The 16,244-nt window shown below is 58.0% G+C and carries 14 protein-coding genes; 11 read left to right on the top strand and 3 right to left on the bottom strand.

The window, feature by feature from the left end; translation table 11 throughout:
• Positions 1 to 7: 7 nt before the first annotated feature.
• The 7 genes from VK725_RS03625 (at position 8) to VK725_RS03595 (ending at position 7,526) form a co-directional block, all read left to right on the top strand.
• Positions 8 to 856 (top strand): Wzz/FepE/Etk N-terminal domain-containing protein, encoded by an 849-nt coding sequence (locus VK725_RS03625; RefSeq protein WP_325316690.1) that lies wholly within the window; start codon positions 8 to 10, stop codon positions 854 to 856.
• Positions 857 to 953: 97 nt separating this feature from the next.
• The gene (locus tag VK725_RS03620; RefSeq protein WP_325316704.1) at positions 954 to 1,790 is read left to right on the top strand and encodes a class I SAM-dependent methyltransferase; all 837 of its coding nucleotides are present in this window, start codon (positions 954 to 956) and stop codon (positions 1,788 to 1,790) included.
• A 4-nt stretch (positions 1,791 to 1,794) separates the two neighbouring features.
• Entirely contained in the window at positions 1,795 to 3,027 is a 1,233-nt protein-coding gene (locus tag VK725_RS03615; RefSeq protein ID WP_325316689.1) for an amidohydrolase family protein, read from the top strand.
• Positions 3,024 to 3,722: a class I SAM-dependent methyltransferase gene (locus VK725_RS03610; protein WP_325316703.1), complete on the top strand. Its 699-nt coding sequence runs from the start codon at positions 3,024 to 3,026 to the stop codon at positions 3,720 to 3,722. Before VK725_RS03615 ends, VK725_RS03610 begins: the two co-directional genes overlap by 4 nt.
• A 22-nt stretch (positions 3,723 to 3,744) precedes the next feature.
• Complete coding sequence (locus tag VK725_RS03605; protein WP_325316688.1) at positions 3,745 to 5,259, top strand: B12-binding domain-containing radical SAM protein; 1,515 nt, start codon at positions 3,745 to 3,747, stop codon at positions 5,257 to 5,259.
• 3 nt (positions 5,260 to 5,262) lie between these two features.
• The gene (locus VK725_RS03600) at positions 5,263 to 6,393 is read left to right on the top strand and encodes a glycosyltransferase family 4 protein (protein WP_325316687.1); all 1,131 of its coding nucleotides are present in this window, start codon (positions 5,263 to 5,265) and stop codon (positions 6,391 to 6,393) included.
• Positions 6,390 to 7,526 carry a glycosyltransferase family 4 protein gene (locus tag VK725_RS03595; protein ID WP_325316686.1) on the top strand — a complete coding sequence of 379 codons (1,137 nt, stop codon included), beginning with the start codon at positions 6,390 to 6,392 and terminating at the stop codon, positions 7,524 to 7,526. The genes VK725_RS03600 and VK725_RS03595 overlap by 4 nt, the downstream gene beginning before the upstream one ends.
• Here the strand turns inward: VK725_RS03595 and VK725_RS03590 are convergent.
• Together VK725_RS03590 and VK725_RS03585 are read right to left on the bottom strand one after the other, a co-directional pair.
• Positions 7,509 to 8,738, bottom strand: coding sequence for a nucleotidyltransferase family protein (locus tag VK725_RS03590; protein ID WP_325316685.1), 1,230 nt, complete (start codon positions 8,736 to 8,738; stop codon positions 7,509 to 7,511). The genes VK725_RS03595 and VK725_RS03590 overlap by 18 nt on opposite strands.
• Positions 8,713 to 10,209 carry a B12-binding domain-containing radical SAM protein gene (locus VK725_RS03585; protein ID WP_325316684.1) on the bottom strand — a complete coding sequence of 499 codons (1,497 nt, stop codon included), beginning with the start codon at positions 10,207 to 10,209 and terminating at the stop codon, positions 8,713 to 8,715. Before VK725_RS03585 ends, VK725_RS03590 begins: the two co-directional genes overlap by 26 nt.
• 284 nt (positions 10,210 to 10,493) lie before the next feature.
• Between VK725_RS03585 and VK725_RS03580 the strand changes: the two genes are divergently transcribed.
• From VK725_RS03580 to VK725_RS03565, 4 genes are all read left to right on the top strand, one after another.
• Entirely contained in the window at positions 10,494 to 11,477 is a 984-nt protein-coding gene (locus VK725_RS03580) for a serine kinase (RefSeq protein ID WP_325316683.1), read from the top strand.
• Between the two features lie 55 nt (positions 11,478 to 11,532).
• On the top strand, positions 11,533 to 13,251 hold the full coding sequence (locus VK725_RS03575; RefSeq protein ID WP_325316682.1) for an ABC transporter ATP-binding protein: 1,719 nt from the start codon (positions 11,533 to 11,535) through the stop codon (positions 13,249 to 13,251).
• Between the two features lie 114 nt (positions 13,252 to 13,365).
• Positions 13,366 to 13,995 carry a class I SAM-dependent methyltransferase gene (locus VK725_RS03570; protein ID WP_325316681.1) on the top strand — a complete coding sequence of 210 codons (630 nt, stop codon included), beginning with the start codon at positions 13,366 to 13,368 and terminating at the stop codon, positions 13,993 to 13,995.
• 1 nt (position 13,996) lies between these two features.
• Entirely contained in the window at positions 13,997 to 14,920 is a 924-nt protein-coding gene (locus tag VK725_RS03565) for a flavin reductase (protein ID WP_325316680.1), read from the top strand.
• A 17-nt stretch (positions 14,921 to 14,937) separates the two neighbouring features.
• On the opposite strand, the gene VK725_RS03560 is transcribed toward VK725_RS03565, so the two are convergent.
• Positions 14,938 to 16,068 carry an acyltransferase gene (locus VK725_RS03560; RefSeq protein ID WP_325316679.1) on the bottom strand — a complete coding sequence of 377 codons (1,131 nt, stop codon included), beginning with the start codon at positions 16,066 to 16,068 and terminating at the stop codon, positions 14,938 to 14,940.
• Positions 16,069 to 16,244 lie beyond the last annotated feature (176 nt).

Raw genomic sequence — 16,244 nt, 5'->3', positions numbered from 1 at the left:
TATCCTTATGAACTTCACATCCGTAGAACAAGACGACGTCTATCTGATCGATATGTGGCGTGTTCTTGTGCGTGAGTGGAAATGGTTCGTTGCGCCAATGATTCTTGTCATAGCGTTGACGTTCGCATACCTGCACGCCGTCAAGCCGCAATGGGAGGCGACGGCCTGGATACAAATCGGACAGGTCGACACTGCGCCGATTGGGCAGGATCCCAAGGTCGAGCCGATGATGCGTGTCATCGATCGAATGCAGATGATTCCGTTTCAGAACGAGGTTGCCCGAAGTATCGGCCTATCTCCCGACTCACCCGAAGCCCGACTTTATCGTAAGAGCCTAAAGATCGAGCCGCTCACGTATGAGGGGCCACTCGTGAAGCTACGTGTTCTCGCCACGTCGCCCGCGCTTGCGCGGCAGTGGGCGTCGGCAACCGTGGTGCAGCTGCAAACGGTGCATCAGAAGCTCGAATCAGTATCTTTGACACTCGCGCGAGAACGCCTGGACGAAGTGCAAACGGAATTGCAGCGCGCCACTGCTACGCGCGATGCGTTACAGGCAGCGTCCTTGCATGATGGATCGAGTGATGCCGGCAAAGGTACGCAGTCGTCCACGTTGACGAGCGTGCTTCTGGCAAGCCGAAATCAGGAAATCCATGATCTGCAAATGGCGCGAAGCGAGCTCATCACCCGACTCAGCCCCGCCTACACCTACGAAACATCGCTGATGTGGCCGGTCTACGTGCCCGACCATCCGGGGTATCCGAATCCGGTGTTGATCCTGGGCGCGGGCCTATTCGCAGCGATTTTTCTCGGAGCGCTCTGCGCTATCTCCAGAAACGCGTTGCGACGTAAGAACTGATCGCTGCGGCCAGCCATATTCAACCAAAGGCTTTGGAACGAGCACTCACGTAACGAGCACCGAGCCCGGTTGGGCGGAGAATTACGTGAGTAGGCCTTTGAAGCTTGAAACCGGGACACGCGTCGTTGCGCTGGATGACGCGCAGCTCCTGGAAACGCAAAAAGCGTTCGACAGTGTGGCCGCCGACTATGACGGCCCACGCGGAAACAACGAACTCATACAGCGTATGCGCGTCACGCTGTGGGATACCGTCTCTCGCGAAGTCCCCGCAGGTCGGCGCCTGCTTGATCTTGGTTGCGGTACGGGCATCGACGCCTTTGAATTCGCTAGCCGTGGATACGAGGTCGTCGCCAGCGACTGGTCGCCGCAGATGGTGGAGCGTACACGTGCTCGGGCCGCAGCAGGTGGCCTGGAGCAGCGTGTCGAGGCCAAGCACGTTGGCATTCACCAGCTCGATCAGATCGACGATCGGTTCGATGCTGTCTATTCCAATTTCGGTCCGCTCAATTGCGCGCCGGATTTGAACGCTGTCGCGACACAGTGTGAGCGCCTGGTGCGCCCTGGAGGCTTGTTGATCTTTTCGGTCATAGGCCGGATCTGTCCATGGGAGCTGGCGTACTACACGTCCAAGCGGCGTTTCCGGCGCGCAACGGTACGGGCCACACGTGGCGCCACAGCCGTTGGCATGAATAACCACACGATCTGGACCTACTACTACCTGCCCCGCGAATTTTATCGCGCCTTCGCAGACAGCTTTTCATTGGAAAGCTATCGTGCCCTGAGCCTGTTCATGCCGCCGCCTTATCTGGTGGATTACTACCGCCGTCACCGCGCGGGCTGTGACCGCCTGGGCAAGCTCGACGATCGCTTCGGCGCCCTGCCGGTACTGCGCAACATGGGCGATCACTTTCTCATCGTGATGCGGCGGCGGTAACACCATGCATGCGCTACCGGCAAGAACGAATGCCAGCTTGTGCCATGCAGGTGTCGTTGAGCCAGAGAGTGTTTCGCGCGCACCGCTAGCGATACGCGCGGGACAGATTGACGCATCGATCGCCGCATGGGCGTATCGAATCGACCTGCGCGATCACCTTATCTTTCCCGGCTTGATCAACGCGCACGACCATTTGCATGTCAACACGGTTCCACCTCTGACAGACGGTGCGCCCTTTCCGAACAGCTACGCATGGATAGAGGCGTTCCAGGAGCACTTTAAAAAGCCGGAGGTCGCAGCGGCACTGCGCGTGTCCAAGTCGCTTCGCATGCAGCAGGGTGGGCTGAAGAATTTGCTCGCGGGCACCACATGTGTCGCCCATCACGATCCGTGGCACCCGTCGCTGGATGCAACCGACTTTCCGGTTGCCTTGCTACGCAACTATGGGTGGAGCTATGCATTGGGCTGGCCCGAATACGGACCGCCGGTGGAACAAAGTTTTTCGGCAACGTCTCCCCTCCTTCCGTGGTTTATTCATCTTGCCGAAGGTACGGATGGCGTCGCGCAGTCCGAGCTCGCGCAGCTTGATCGACTTGGATGTCTCGCTTCCAACAGCGTGTTGATACATGGCGTTGGCTTGAGCGAGACGGACATCGAACGCGTCATCGAAATCGGCGCCTCCGTCGTATGGTGCCCGGCGAGCAATCATGCACTGCTCGGCCGCTCGCTCGCTCCAAAGCGTCTTTGCGAGGCCGGCCGGTTGGCCTTGGGTAGCGATTCACGACTCAGCGGTGCACGCGATCTTCTCGACGAACTGCGCCGTGTCATCGACAACGCAGGGTTGACGACCCGTCAATTGCTGAGTCTTGTCACCACGCACGCTGCATCCGTGCTTCGCACGCCATCGCGAGGACGCCTCGTGCCAGGCATGCATGCGGATATGGTGATTGTCGAGGACATCGGCGGCGATCCCATGCGAAGCCTGCTCGGCATCGAGCGCAGTCAGATTCGCGCGGTGGTCCGCGATGGCGTTCCGCACATCGCCGACCCCGACTTCGCCGAGTGGTTTGCGGTAACGGGCATTGAAACGGAGCGAGTCACGCTGGACGGCAAACCGAAGCTGCTTGCCAGGCATCTCGCCGATCCGGCGCTTATCGCGCTCGAGCCAGGCCTTGCGCTCGTCAACGATATGAGCGACGAGGAACACGAACTCGTATTGGAAGCGAGGTATTGCTGATGCAAACGCCCGTCCTCGCTCCGGCCAGGGCTTACGCACTCTGGGCTTCTACCTATCCAGCACGTGCGCACAACCCGGTGATGCTCGCCGAAGAGCGCGCGATGCTCGCATTGATGCCGGGAAATCTTGACGGCATCACCGTGCTCGATGCCGGTTGCGGTAGCGGACGTTACATGTTGCATGCCTGTCATCGAGGAGCGTTCCGCGTGACCGGCGTGGATCTGTCGCCGGAAATGCTGGAGCGCGCAAGTGAAGAGCTGAGCACCTACCGAAGCAACGCCGATATCGAACTGATGCAAGGCTGTCTTACAGACCTGCCCGTACCCGATGCATGGGCGGACCTGACCATCAGTGGTCTGGCGGTAGGGCACGTCGAAGATCTCGCGTCGGCACTCGCGGAAATGAGTCGGGTAACCCGCCCCGGAGGCGTGGTGGTGTGCAGCGACGTGCATCCGATTGGTCACGCGCTAGGTTGGCTGCGCGACTTCAAGCACGACGGCGAACGCTACGCGGTACGGCATATCCCGCATCTCTACAGCCGCTGGCACACCGCCTGTGCGACTGCGGGATTGGCGATCGAGCAAGTGTTGGAACCCATGCTCGATCACGCCGACATTCCCTCCGGCGCGCACTTCGATCGCGCTGCGCTGGAAGTCCCCGTTGCGCTGGTTTTCCAACTGAGACGAATCCCTTGAGTCCTCTTCTATCGACGCGCGCATGACATATAAGCCGAACACTCTGCTAATCAATCCGACGATTACGTCGCGCTCGAGCGCGCGGTTTCCGTTGTCGCTGCTGCAACTTGCTGCGGCGCTGGATCGTACGGGTAACAGTCGGGTCGTCGATGGCAATGTCGATCGCGATGTCGTGGGTGAAACGCTTCGTGCATTGGCGAGCGAACATGTCGATGCGGTCGGCATCAGCGTCATGGGCGGCCCACAGATCGCACCGGCCATCGCGGTGTCCGAAGCGGTGCGAGCGCACTTCCCCGAGAAACCCATTATCTGGGGCGGCTACTTTCCAACGCTATATACCGACACGGCGCTGACTGCGCCCTATGTCGACTACGCGATACGAGGGCAAGGCGAAGAGAGCTTTCCCGAGCTCGTAGCGGCGTTGAGCAATCCGACGGACGAAGCGCTGGGCAAGATCGGCGGACTGTCATGGAAAAGCAGTGACGGCATCCGGCACAACCCGAATCGCCGCTTCTCCATGGCCGATCCGGGAGTCGTACTTCCCTATGACAAGCTTGGCGACCCGCGTCGTTATCTTGCACGCACCTTCCTTGGCCGGCGAACCGCAGCGCACCAGGCTTCCGTCGGATGCCGCTTTCGTTGCACGTTTTGCGGCGTCGCTGCCATGTTTGGCGGTGCTACGGCGCTGCCTTTTGCAGCGCGACTGGAGCGCGATCTGCGCTATCTGAAATACGAACTGGGCGCGGACTCCATTCAGTACTTCGATCACAACTTCTTCGACCGCGAAGAAGACATGATTCCGCTGCTCGAAATCATGGCGAAGCTGGAGCTTCCGTGGTGGTGCTACGCGCGCTCCGATGCGCTGCTGAATCTGTCGGAAAGTTCGTGGAAACTGGTTCGAAAGAGTCGATTGCGCATGGCTTATATCGGCGCCGAATCACCCAGCGGACAGATGCTGAAGGAAATTCGCAAAGGCACACGGCCGGACCAGACATTGGAGGTTGCCGAGCTATGCCGACGGAACGGCGTGATTCCGGAGCTTTCTTTCATGGTTGGGCCTCCTGAAAACACCGAAGAGGAAACCGAACACACTTTTGAATTTATCCGCGAATTGAAACGGATCAATCCGCAATCGGAAATCATCGTCTACGTGTATACGCCGCTACCCGAGGGCAGCAAACACGAAAAGGACCGCGGCAAGCGGCCTTCTACGCCATTGCTTGATCTCGATGGCAATCCCATCGTCTTCCCGAAGACACCTGAGGAATGGACCGAGCAGCGCTGGGTCGATTACGCCTGCCACGCCGATGCGCCCTGGCTGACCGACCAGATGCGCCGCCGCATTCGCGACTTCGTCACCGTCCTGCGTTGTCGCTTTCCCACCGCGCAAGATCTGCGTTCGCCGCGTTGGGCCAAGCGTACGTTGAGCGCTGCCGCGGCGTGGCGTTACAGCTATCGCAAATACAACAAGCCATGGGAACTTGAATTGGCCAACCGTCTTGTGCGCCTTCGCATGCCACAGGTTTCGGGGCTATAACGAATGACGGCCTTGCACGTCGCGCAAATCAATTTCGTACCGGTTCCCAAAGGAACCAGCGGTACAGATGTCTTTGCGCTGTGGCCTTCGTTGGCCGATGTTGCCGAAGCGGCCGCCACGTCGGGCACACGCATTTCGGTTGTTCAGGTGGCGACGAATGCCGAACAGCTTGAACGTAATGGCATCAGCTATCACCTCACACACAGCCCCGATGACGAGGCATTGACGCGTCGAGCGAATCGCTTCGCTAGCCTGCTTCAGGAAATCAAGGCAGATGTCCTGCACGTACACGGCCTGGATTTCGCCGAAGATGCATTCGCTATATCGAAGCACTTACCGAACCTGCCCATCCTTTTCCAGGATCATGCCAATCGACCGCCACGCTGGTGGCGACGGCCGCAATCGAGACGTTGGTACGGCGCGGCCTCGGGCGTTGCCTTTACGGCAGCAGAGCTGGCTGCACCTTTCATAAGGACGGGTCTGCTTCAACCCGACTCAAACGTTTTCGCGATACCAGAATCCACCTGTCGCTTTACGCGCGGCAGCCGCGCGCGTGCGCGCGCGGAAACAGGTCTTCATGGCGACCCCTGCATTCTGTGGGTGGGTCATCTCAACCATGGCAAGGATCCGCTCACCGTGCTCGATGGTGTTGCGCGAGCCGCCGAAGCGTTACCAGGTTTGCAACTGTGGTGCGTGTTCGGGAACGCACCGTTGCTGGCCGATGTGCAACGTCGCGTCCATCGCGATCCGCATCTTGCTGGACGCGTCCATCTGCTTGGACAGGTACCCCACGAACGTATTGAATGGTTGATGCGCGCGGCGGATTTCTTTGTATCGGGCAGCCACAGCGAAAGTTGCGGCTATGCGTTGCTGGAGGCTATGGCGTGCGGCGTAACGCCAGTGGTTACCGATATTCCATCGTTTCGTGCCTTAACCGGCGATATAGGCCAGCTTTGGCATTGTGGCAATTCGGACAGTCTGACGGAGGCATTGATCAGTGCCGTCGCGAATCGTCCATCGCCCGAACGGATAAGAGCACACTTCGACAGCACGTTGTCGCCCACTGCCCTGGGCCGCCAATGGGCGGAGGCTTACGCAACCGTGATCGACACACATCGGCGGAGGGCGACATGAAGATCGCGCTCGTCCTTCCAGGCGGCGTTGACCGCACGGGTGAATACCGGGTGATCCCCGTGTTCCTCTCACTGATCCGGCGACTCGCCCAGGCGCATGAGGTGCACGTCTTTGCATTGCGGCAGGAAGCGCAAGCCGATTGCTGGCAGCTCGCCGGCGCCACCATCCATAACATTGGCGACGGGAGAACGCGCTGGCGGGCCATTGAAGCGATTTGTGCGGAGCACGCACGCTCACCCTTCGATTTGATTCACGCGATCTTTTCAGGATCATGCAGCCTCGTGGCAGTGGTAGCAGCAAAGCTGTTGCGGTTACCCAGCATGGTGCATATCGCCGGCGGCGAACTCGTCGCATTGCATGAGATTGGTTACGGCGGCCGGCGCAAATGGTGGAGCCGATTGCGCGAAGCGTGGGTGTTGCGCAAGGCGGACATCGTTACAGCGGCGAGCGCGCCGATCATCGATTCGCTGCGCACGCTGGGTATCCAGGGGCGTCGCGTGCCGCTGGGCGTCGACCTGCGCGTGTGGGCGCCGCTGGCACCGCGCGCAAGGCAGGAAAAGCAAGCTCACCTGATTCATGTCGCCAGTCTCAATCGTGTCAAGGACCAGACAACCCTTCTGCAGGCGCTTGGCGAGCTTCTTGGAGCCCGATTGGATTTTCGAATGGATATCGTCGGCGTGGATACCCTCGACGGCGAGATGCAAGCGCTCGCAACGCGGCTTGGATTGAATCATTGCGTACGGTTTCTAGGCTTCCGAACGCAAAGCCAGCTGCGGCAGATTATGCAATCGGCAGATCTGCTCGTGATGTCGTCGCTGCACGAAGCCGGCCCCTTGGTGTTGCTGGAAGCCGCCGTAGCCGGTGTACCCACGGTGGGTACGAATGTGGGTCACATCGCCGAATGGTCGCCGGCAGCAGCGCTGGCCGTTCCCATCGGCGATCCGGATGCTTTAGCGCGAACCATCCACATGGTATTGGCGGACGAATCGCTACGCCTGCGCGTGGCCAGCGAAGCGCAACGCAGAGCGATCACCGAAGATGCCGACTACACCGCACGCACATTCGAAGCGTTATATCGGCAGCTATTGGCGTCGTATCGCAGCGAACGGTTGAAATCAGCGCTGACTCGCTAACACAGGCGATTCCAGCGCGGTGCGAACCACATAGAGTGTATCCATGCGCGGTATCGGTTGTGTCAGCCACATAACCATGCGTCGGCGTTGTGGCAGCGTTACCCAACGCTGCTCCTGCAACCACGCCTGGGTGCGCACCATATCCGCACGCTCCTTGATCATCTCCGCATCGGGTCTGATACGACGGCGCACATAACGCCACGCTTCTGAAAGGCTATTGGACCATTCGAGGCCGGGCGCTGCGTGAAGCCACAACTCCGAGCACGAAAGCGTGGTCAGCGTCTGATGTTTTGAAACGGTGCGCAACCACGTAGGACAGTCTCGCCCGGCGCGATCGAGTACCGCATTGGGAATCGCATGTTTATAGTAGCGGTCCACCAATTGCAACGTCGGGAAAGCCCACCATGCCGACTCGTCGCCTTGTTCGCCCCACAGCTTGTTCCAGTCTTCTGCCGACATGCGCGTTGCCAGCAGCGATATGTCGTTGAGGTGCAGAAGCCGCGCACTTCGATTGCATAAATTGCCTGAAGCATGCAGGAGCAGATGACTCATCATTGCCCCAAGCGACGGATAGGCATTCAAGCCGGGTTTTGGATCGCGTGGAAAGATGCGCTGCGTGATATCGATCGTGGAAACCGGCAAACGCTCGTGAATATGCGTGTGCAATTCGATATTGATGGGAGTGTCACGGTGTTCGCCAAGACTGAAGCACGGCTCGCCAGTGACCGGTTTGAATACACGATGTTTCCACTGCGTAAACGATTCCTCGTAACCCAGTTCGCACAAAAGCGCCGACGCGGGGGCTACATCGTCTTCTCGCACAAGCAAGTCGATGTCGGCCATGGGTCGTTCCCCGGGTGCATAAAGCCCCATGGCGTGAAGCGCCGAACCTTTTAGCGGTACGACAGCAATAAGCGCCGAACGCGCTTTCTCGTCGATCTGTTGCAATAACGAAGCAATGCGCCGATGCCGAAGCTCGACATGTTCACGCTGTTTGGTAAGGAACGCCTGCCATCCCGCGTGTTGCCATTGCGAAAAGTGACTCAGCAGTGGCGACACGCCGTGAGCGGCCGCCGTCGCCATGGCGAGCTGCCATTGGAGTTCATTCCAGGAGGGCGTCGGATTGCCCGGGCGCGACTGCGCAAGTTCGCGGGCCAGCGTTTCGGTGGCGACACGCAGGCCAGCCTTAACCGTTTTGAGCGGTGGCAGCATGATGCGGCTCCCGTAAATGCAAAGCGGCGGTGGGGTGTTCGGTGCGGTGAGCGCGCTCGACCGCGATCAATGCATCCCATCGCGTATCCAGTTCGGTAAGCGCCGCGGTATAACGATCCGGCTCTTGCGTGTGCTTCGATTGCTGGATCGTGACTTGCTCATGCAGGAGATTGCGTATTTGCCGATAGAAATCGGAATCGTAAGCGCCACGGAACATCATCGCCAGGTCGTCGCTGTCCTGCCAATGCGTCTTCTGACCAAGCTGTGCCTTGACCTTTTCGTAAAACTTTGTGCCCGGTAACGGGTATGAAACGCTCACGCCGATATCGTCGGGTGCCGCTCTGGTGATCAGCTCACGCGTTGCGAGAAGGTCATTGAGCTGTTCGCCAAGGTATCCGAGTTGGATGAAGAAGCCGACGCGGATGCCGCGGCTTCCCAAGCGCTCACGCGCTGCGATCAGTTCCGCGACGTTCGTGCCTTTGGTCATGGCATCCAGCACGCGCTGACTGCCGCTTTCGGCACCGATCCATGCTTCGGCGCATCCGGCCTTTTGCAAAGCATCGGCCATGCGTTCGCTGATCAGGTCGGCGCGCGTCTGGATGGTGAACGGAATCGATCCATCGGATTCATCCAGATGATGGGCGAACTCCGCTACCCAGTCGACGTGAAAGCCGAAGATGTCGTCAGCCATCCAGATGTGATCGGGCTTGAAGGTATGTTTCAGATACGTCATTTCCGCAGCCATGTTCTGCGCGCTGCGTTGTTTGTAGTGATTTCCCCAAATGGGTTTCGCACACCAGTTGCAGCGGAACGGACACCCGCGCGATCCAGCCATGTTCAGGCTGAAATAGCCATGGCGATCCATCCACATGGCACGATACTTTTCGATATCGATGAGATCCCATGCGGGGCGAGCTACCAATCGCGGATCAGGTGGCTGCACGCCGATGCGTGTGATGTGCGTTTTTTCGCTCAACACCGAAGCGACGCCCGCCATGTTCGACACCCAGTTTTCGTTGTCGATGTCGGGGTTGCGTTCCAACCGTTCGATCAATGCGACGAGCGCGGCAATGCCCTCGCCAATGAGCACAACATCGGCACCCGCCGCAAGAAACGCGTCGGGCTGATCGGAAGCGTCAGAGCCCGCAACGATGACGCGAGCACCCGCAGCGCGTGCTTTGGCAATCATTTGGCACGCGGCTTCGCGCATGCGAGCCAAGCACATCTTGGTTAGGAAGTTGAAGTTATCTTCATAGAGCACCACGACATCCGGTTGCGCCGAATGTAGCGAAGCGTCGTAGTCCTCAACGCCATCGGCCAGCATCGCATCGAATAGCGTGATGTGGTGACCCATTTGCCGCAGCAGTGCGGCAACGTGAATCGTGGCCAGTGGCGGGTAGGGTTTGCCACGTTCCCATTGTTTTCGGTCGTACGTGAGTAGATAGGAATGGCCGACCTGAATTTTTAGCATTGCGAGAGCGCCTTGAGCGTTACCCTGGATAGCCATGCAACACCGTCGCCGATAGCCCAGTCGCTTCAGCGTTCTTCGTTGCATGGCAGTAAGTGCCGTCAGGCCGATTTGCGGTTGCTTCTTGCAACGATCCGGTCGCACTTTTCTAGAAAAAGTGCGAGCAACCTTTGGATTGGAACAAGGCACTCACGGGCAAAACCATGAGGATTAGCCGCGTGCCGGATTGTGTAGAGTTGGAATCCACCCGGCTAAGCGCTCCGGACAATAGCGATCGGGACGATCTTGTGGCCGATCCCTTTTTCGAGCGATTGGGTACTACGCGTTCTGTCAGCAAGCAGATACTCGGCGGCCGGTTTTTCTTCAGCAGCCAAAGCGACGCACTGCTGGATCTCGTGGAGACGACCTACGGTGGCTTGCCCGGGTACATGCTGTCGGCTGCTTCATCCGAATTTCACGTCGAGCTACGCCTTGTACGCCGTAAAGAGCGTGCCACGCATGTACCACCGCTTGTGCAGATGCAGTCTGGAGCGGGACTGCTGTGCGGTGTCATGGATGCTTCCAATTACGTTGCGTTGATGCCGGCTCAGCGCAAGGCGTTGATCGTGGCGTCCGAAGACATGCTGATCAACCCCTATCATCTGCGATACGAGCTGATTGAATTCGCCGTCTTTACACTGGCTACGCGCGGCATGGATCTGGTCCCGCTGCATGGTGCATGCGTAGGACAGCATGGTCGTGGCCTGCTCCTGCTGGGTGCAAGTGGTTCGGGTAAATCCACCCTGGCGCTAAACAGTTTGCTGCACGGCCTGGATTTCCTGGCAGAAGATGCCGTGTTTGTGCAGCCGGACGATTTACTCGCCACCGGCGTGCCCAACTACCTGCATGTCAAGGCAGACGCATTGCCTCTCATTGAAGAAGAGTACGTACGACGTTGGATATGTTCGGCGCCCGTCATCCGCCGGCGTAGCGGCATCGAAAAGTTTGAAATCGATCTGAGGACGAGCCTGGGCCGTCTGGCCGAATCGCCCATGACATTGAAGGGAGCGGTGTTTCTATCCGCTGAACAAGCTAACGGGTCAGCTGCTCTGTTGAGCAGACTATCTGCCGATAAAGCCGTTGCACGACTTACCGCGGATCAACCTTATGCAGCCAGCCAACCTGGCTGGCAAACCTTTCTGCAACGAACGGTGCAGGCAGGTGTGTATGAATTGCGTCGCGGCAAGTATCCAAGAGCGTCGGTCGATGCACTGTTGCCTCTACTCGCATGAATCGCCGGGCAACCCTGCGTATGAACGATTGCACGACTGAAACGAGCTGCCGGTCATGACGGCCGCTTCATCTTCATCCAAACACCAATGGGGTTTGTTGGCGCAAACGCTCGATCAAGTAAGTTTGGCGAAGGTCATCGCGTACGTCATGTTGTCTTTAGGCAGCGCACTGACTGGCAGCCTCGCCGCGGTGCTATTGGTCCCATTGGTTCAACCCGGACATTCGTTGCCGATCGTCTCCAGGCTGTTTCATGTTCAGGCGAACGTCTATGCGGCTGCGGCTCTTTTCGCGGCGGTGACAGCGGCTTTCGCGATCTTGCGCTGGGCTACAGCTCGTTTGGCGGCCAGCCTGGCAAGTTCCTATAGCTTGACCTTACGCCAACGTGTTCATGCAAAGCTTATCGACGCCCCATTGACCTCTCTGGCGGATGCTACGTCTGCAGAGATCGCCAACGTTCTTACTTATAACGTCGAAGTGATTACGCAAGGCTTCAATGCGCTGTTGCTGCTTCTGGCAGCAGGCTTTACGTGTCTCATAAGCATTGGTTTCGCGTTGTGGTTTTCGCCACCACTCGTACTCGCCGCGCCGTTGCTGGCGGCGTTCGGTTTGGTCGCTGCACGTATCAGTAGCCGCGAGCAATCGCTTGTCGGCCGTCAGTATGTGGCCGATTTGACTCGGCTCTTTTGGCATAGCGAAGATTTCCCGCGGCGTCTTCGCCATGTTCGTTCTTTTGAACGCGAAGCTTCCGAGAAGGCCAGTTACGGTGCGATCTCCGCACAATTGGCCCGTGGTTATCGTCACCAGCTGGACATCATTGCATCAGGCAGACTGATGCTCGAACTGCTGGCGGCGCTCGGTGTCGCCTCTCTCTTCATTCTTGCCTATCGCTTGCACGGTGTTGATCAATCCTCCTTGATCGCCGTTTGCCTGTTGTTGGGCCGTTTATTGCCTTACCTGGTGTCGACACGTCAAAGCTTCCAGCAATTGCATGTGGCGGCCCCCGCATTTGAGCTTTGGCAGCGGTATATGCATCTGGACCCGGTACACGTGTCGGTCCAGTCTTTTCAGGAGACACCTAACAACGACACGTTGTTTATCGAACGCATGCGAATAACGCCGCCGTCGATGGGTATTGAGATCCGTCATTTGCCGCTGGTTCCTGGCGAGCTCACCTTGATATGTGGCGATTCCGGTATCGGCAAGAGCAGTCTGGTCGACGTACTGGCCGGCATGATGAAACCGGAGGCCTTTGTAGCGAGCGTGCAAGGTCAATCCCTCAACTTCGATGAATATCGAGCGCGCGTGCGAAAAGGCGCGTACGTCGGCCAGAGCGTGCGCCCATGGCAGCACTCGATACGGGACGTTCTGCTATGGGCAGCCCCGGACGCAACCGACGAAATGCTGTCTTCCGCGTTGAACGACGTCGGTCTGGACAAACGGTTGAATGAATCGCGCCACAAACTCGATACGGCGCTGAATGATTCATCGAGCCGTCTCTCCGGAGGTGAGTTGCAGCGGCTGCTACTGGCCCAGGTCATCCTGAGGAAGCCCTATCTGGCGTTGCTGGACGAAGCCACAAGCGCGCTGGACGTCAAATCGGAATGGGAGGTGCTTTCTGCACTGAAGCGTCGCCTTCCGCAAACCATCATGGTTGTGGTGTCGCATCGACACGGCATGGCGTCCATCGCGGATCAGTGCCTTACCATCGATGAGAGTCGCGAGGCCACAATTGTCCGGACAGATGACGTAAAACGCTCCGCTGTCCAGAGTTAAGCCGTCATTTCTACCCAGCGATCGGCGGCGCAACCTTCCAGGATTCAATTGTCACTCACTCGGACAAGACCCCTTCAGTCTGTGTTTGCGGGTCGCTAAACGCGCGTCGGCGATATGCATACTGGAGAGCAGTACCACACATTCATTCTGAACTCGAAGCAAGATAGGCTTGTGCGCGAGAAATTTCAGAAAATGGCGCTCGATCTGCTGGCCAAAGGCGCAGATGTTCTGGATTTTGGCGCCGGCACCGGGATTGACGCGAAGACTTACGCGGCCAACGGCCACCCGACTTTCGTGTACGAGCCGTCGGAGGCGATGCGGGAGTATCTGGAGTGTCACTGCCGCGACGAAATCTCCCGCAAGACGATTACCACAATAGGCTCGCCGCTCGCTTGCAAGGTGCAAGCTGTCACCGCGAACTTTGCGGTGCTCAACCATATCGCGGACCACCGATTGCTTTTTGAAGAATTCTCGCGCGTGGTCCATCGCGATGGGTTTGTCCTGATCAGCATGCTCAATCCCTATTACCTGGGCGATGCACGGTACGGCTGGTGGCGGTCCAATCTCATTAACCTCATGCGACACGGGCGCTACGCGATTGCGAGCGAAAGCCGCATCCATCGTTTTACGCCGCGTGTCGTTGCGCAATCGGCAATGCCTTATTTCCGGCTGGAGCGCGTCACTCCGCGCGGGTTCGGATTGGCCACTCATCTCTACATGTTTTTGCTATTTCGGCGGACTTGACATGTGGAAAGATTGGATCAGACCGTTCGTGCGTCCGCTGCCGCAATGGTCCACGGTTGCCATTGCTCCCCCGTCGCAGGAGGTCATTGCAACCTTGCATGGGAATGGCAAGTCGGTGGATGTCACGGCGGATCACACCGTGGCGTCGCTGAAGCCGTTGGTGATCGCGACCAGTCTCGATGCCGGTCAATCTCCTGTACTTGAGTACACCGATAGCGCCACGCGAAGGCGTCTGGGTGTTTTGCATTTGGTTCGGATGGCACCGATTACTGCCGAGGGAACATCCATCGCGCTTTACAGCGTTGCAGCTGGCGAGCATTACTGCCTCAGCTGGCTGCGACGTTCATGGAACGCGTGGCTTCAGAACCGGCTGATGCTGAAAAGTCGTGCTCCGCATCACCTTGCGATGGAGCCCGCCGCAGTACAGCAGCTTATGACCGCGTATCTGTATCCGAGGCCCGTCGTCCTCGTTTCTGTGCGCGCACTGGGTCACCAAAATATCTTCCCGATGGATTTGATTGGCCCGCTGGAGCGCAGCGGACTTTTCTCGCTTGCGCTACGCAGCACAAATGTTTCAGAACCCATTATGCGCGAAGTGCGCCAAGTCGCTCTGTCCAGTATTCCGGCTGCGATGAAAAACGTCGTTTACAAGTTGAGCGAGCATCATAAGCGGCCGCCGGATGACTGGAATACGCTTCCGTTTCCTATGCGGCCGTCGCGCGAATTTGGCGTTCCTGTCGTTTCTTCAGCGTTGCGTATTCGCGAGTTGGCTATTGTGCATAGCCAGGTTATTGGCTCGCACACGTTCTTCCTTTGTCGTATCGCCTCCGATGAAAATTTGGCGGAAGGTCTCCAGCTGCATCATACGGCGGGCTTTCATCAAGCTTATCGCCGCAGGCGAAGCGTGCCGTTTGCAGAGGTTTAGCCGGTTTCAAAGTGAAACTAGGAGGCACGCTCAAGAAAGCGCGGTCTCAAAGGCATTCGCAAATGAAGCAGCCACTTGCGCGCCCAGGTGGAAATCGGCGCTTCGACGTAACGAAACGTTAGCCACGCAACGATCACTGCAAGCGCAGGACGGGTTACAAAAAGCACGATATTGGCTGCGTCGTGACCCATAGCGGTGGCACCGACAACGCGCTGTACGATTTCAAAGACGTAAACATGAACCAAATAGAGCGAGTAGGAAATATTTCCCAGCCATACAGACCACGCGGGGACCTTTAGCGCGCCCGCCTTTGCGAGCATGGCGGCACCGAAGAACAAGATGGCCATGGCCGCCCCCCACCCTTGCGGGCCGAAGAAGTTCACCATGCCTATGCGATGCCATCCCGCCAGCAACAGCATGGATAACACTGCCATCGTTGCGCAGATCGCCCTGCTCCGCTCGATCTTAAAATCGGAGACATAGATCCATCCCGCGATCATGCCGATGATGAAATCCCACACGATGGGGTTGATGGCAAGGCTTGCATACCTGGACCACTCCACTAACGGTTGAGCGGCCACATTCAGATTGTAGTTCCCGCGAATGAGCGGAATAGCTATCAAGGTCAAGGCAAACCATGCTGCCATGACGACATAGCGCCAACGTCCAAACAGCATGCACGCCGCGAACAGCAGATAAAAATAGCACTCAAAGCACAACGTCCACGCCACACCCACGGCCATCTGAAAATAAATACCAGAAGCGCTTGGATTGTGCGGAATGAAAGCCAGCCCTTCCAGATAGGGAAACAAAATGGAAGGGTCAAGAAAGCCATGTAAGCCGTGTTCCAGCACGAGCGCTACGGGCGTTATCGCGGCGAACAGTGGCCATATTCTGGCTGCCCGCTTGGCAACGAATCGCCATGCGTAAGCTTTGGTTCCGTCGAAGTTGCGAGTGGTGAACATCATCAGAAATCCGCTGATGATGAAGAATAGATCGACGCCCATGCCCAACGGCAACAGTACGTGATTGGCGATGACTTTCCCCGACGCAGTGTCCATAAGCACGCTGCGGCTGTGCACCATCACGACCATGAACGCCGCGACGCCCCGCAGCGCCTGAACCCATTCCAGTTTGTTCTCTCGCACCACCATCTTGGTGAGTGCCTATTTGTGCCTATTTAGGTTGAGTGGGTGCCGCACTTGTCGAGCGAGCGCGCGAAGCACCATCAATCACATCAAAGTGCCTCCGCAACGAAGTGATGGCGCACTTAGCCATAGCGACGGTCGCTGGTCTGGTGCCGAGTCCGGAGGGGGATTCTGCG

Source organism: Dyella sp. (assembly GCF_035486915.1).
GTDB lineage: Bacteria > Pseudomonadota > Gammaproteobacteria > Xanthomonadales > Rhodanobacteraceae > Dyella_B.
Note: the sequence above shows the minus strand (reverse complement) of the source record. Positions and strands in the feature narration are given on the sequence as shown.

What these genes read in the sequence shown, in the direction of transcription:
- VK725_RS03625 (WP_325316690.1), top strand. Translation starts at nt 8, where the DNA reads ATGAACTTCACATCCGTAGAACAAGACGACGTCTATCTGATCGATATG.
- VK725_RS03615 (WP_325316689.1), top strand. Translation starts at nt 1,795, where the DNA reads ATGCATGCGCTACCGGCAAGAACGAATGCCAGCTTGTGCCATGCAGGT.
- VK725_RS03605 (WP_325316688.1), top strand. Translation starts at nt 3,745, where the DNA reads ATGACATATAAGCCGAACACTCTGCTAATCAATCCGACGATTACGTCG.
- VK725_RS03600 (WP_325316687.1), top strand. Translation starts at nt 5,263, where the DNA reads ATGACGGCCTTGCACGTCGCGCAAATCAATTTCGTACCGGTTCCCAAA.
- VK725_RS03595 (WP_325316686.1), top strand. Translation starts at nt 6,390, where the DNA reads ATGAAGATCGCGCTCGTCCTTCCAGGCGGCGTTGACCGCACGGGTGAA.
- VK725_RS03590 (WP_325316685.1), bottom strand. Translation starts at nt 8,738, where the DNA reads ATGCTGCCACCGCTCAAAACGGTTAAGGCTGGCCTGCGTGTCGCCACC.
- VK725_RS03585 (WP_325316684.1), bottom strand. Translation starts at nt 10,209, where the DNA reads ATGCTAAAAATTCAGGTCGGCCATTCCTATCTACTCACGTACGACCGA.
- VK725_RS03575 (WP_325316682.1), top strand. Translation starts at nt 11,533, where the DNA reads ATGACGGCCGCTTCATCTTCATCCAAACACCAATGGGGTTTGTTGGCG.
- VK725_RS03570 (WP_325316681.1), top strand. Translation starts at nt 13,366, where the DNA reads ATGCATACTGGAGAGCAGTACCACACATTCATTCTGAACTCGAAGCAA.
- VK725_RS03565 (WP_325316680.1), top strand. Translation starts at nt 13,997, where the DNA reads ATGTGGAAAGATTGGATCAGACCGTTCGTGCGTCCGCTGCCGCAATGG.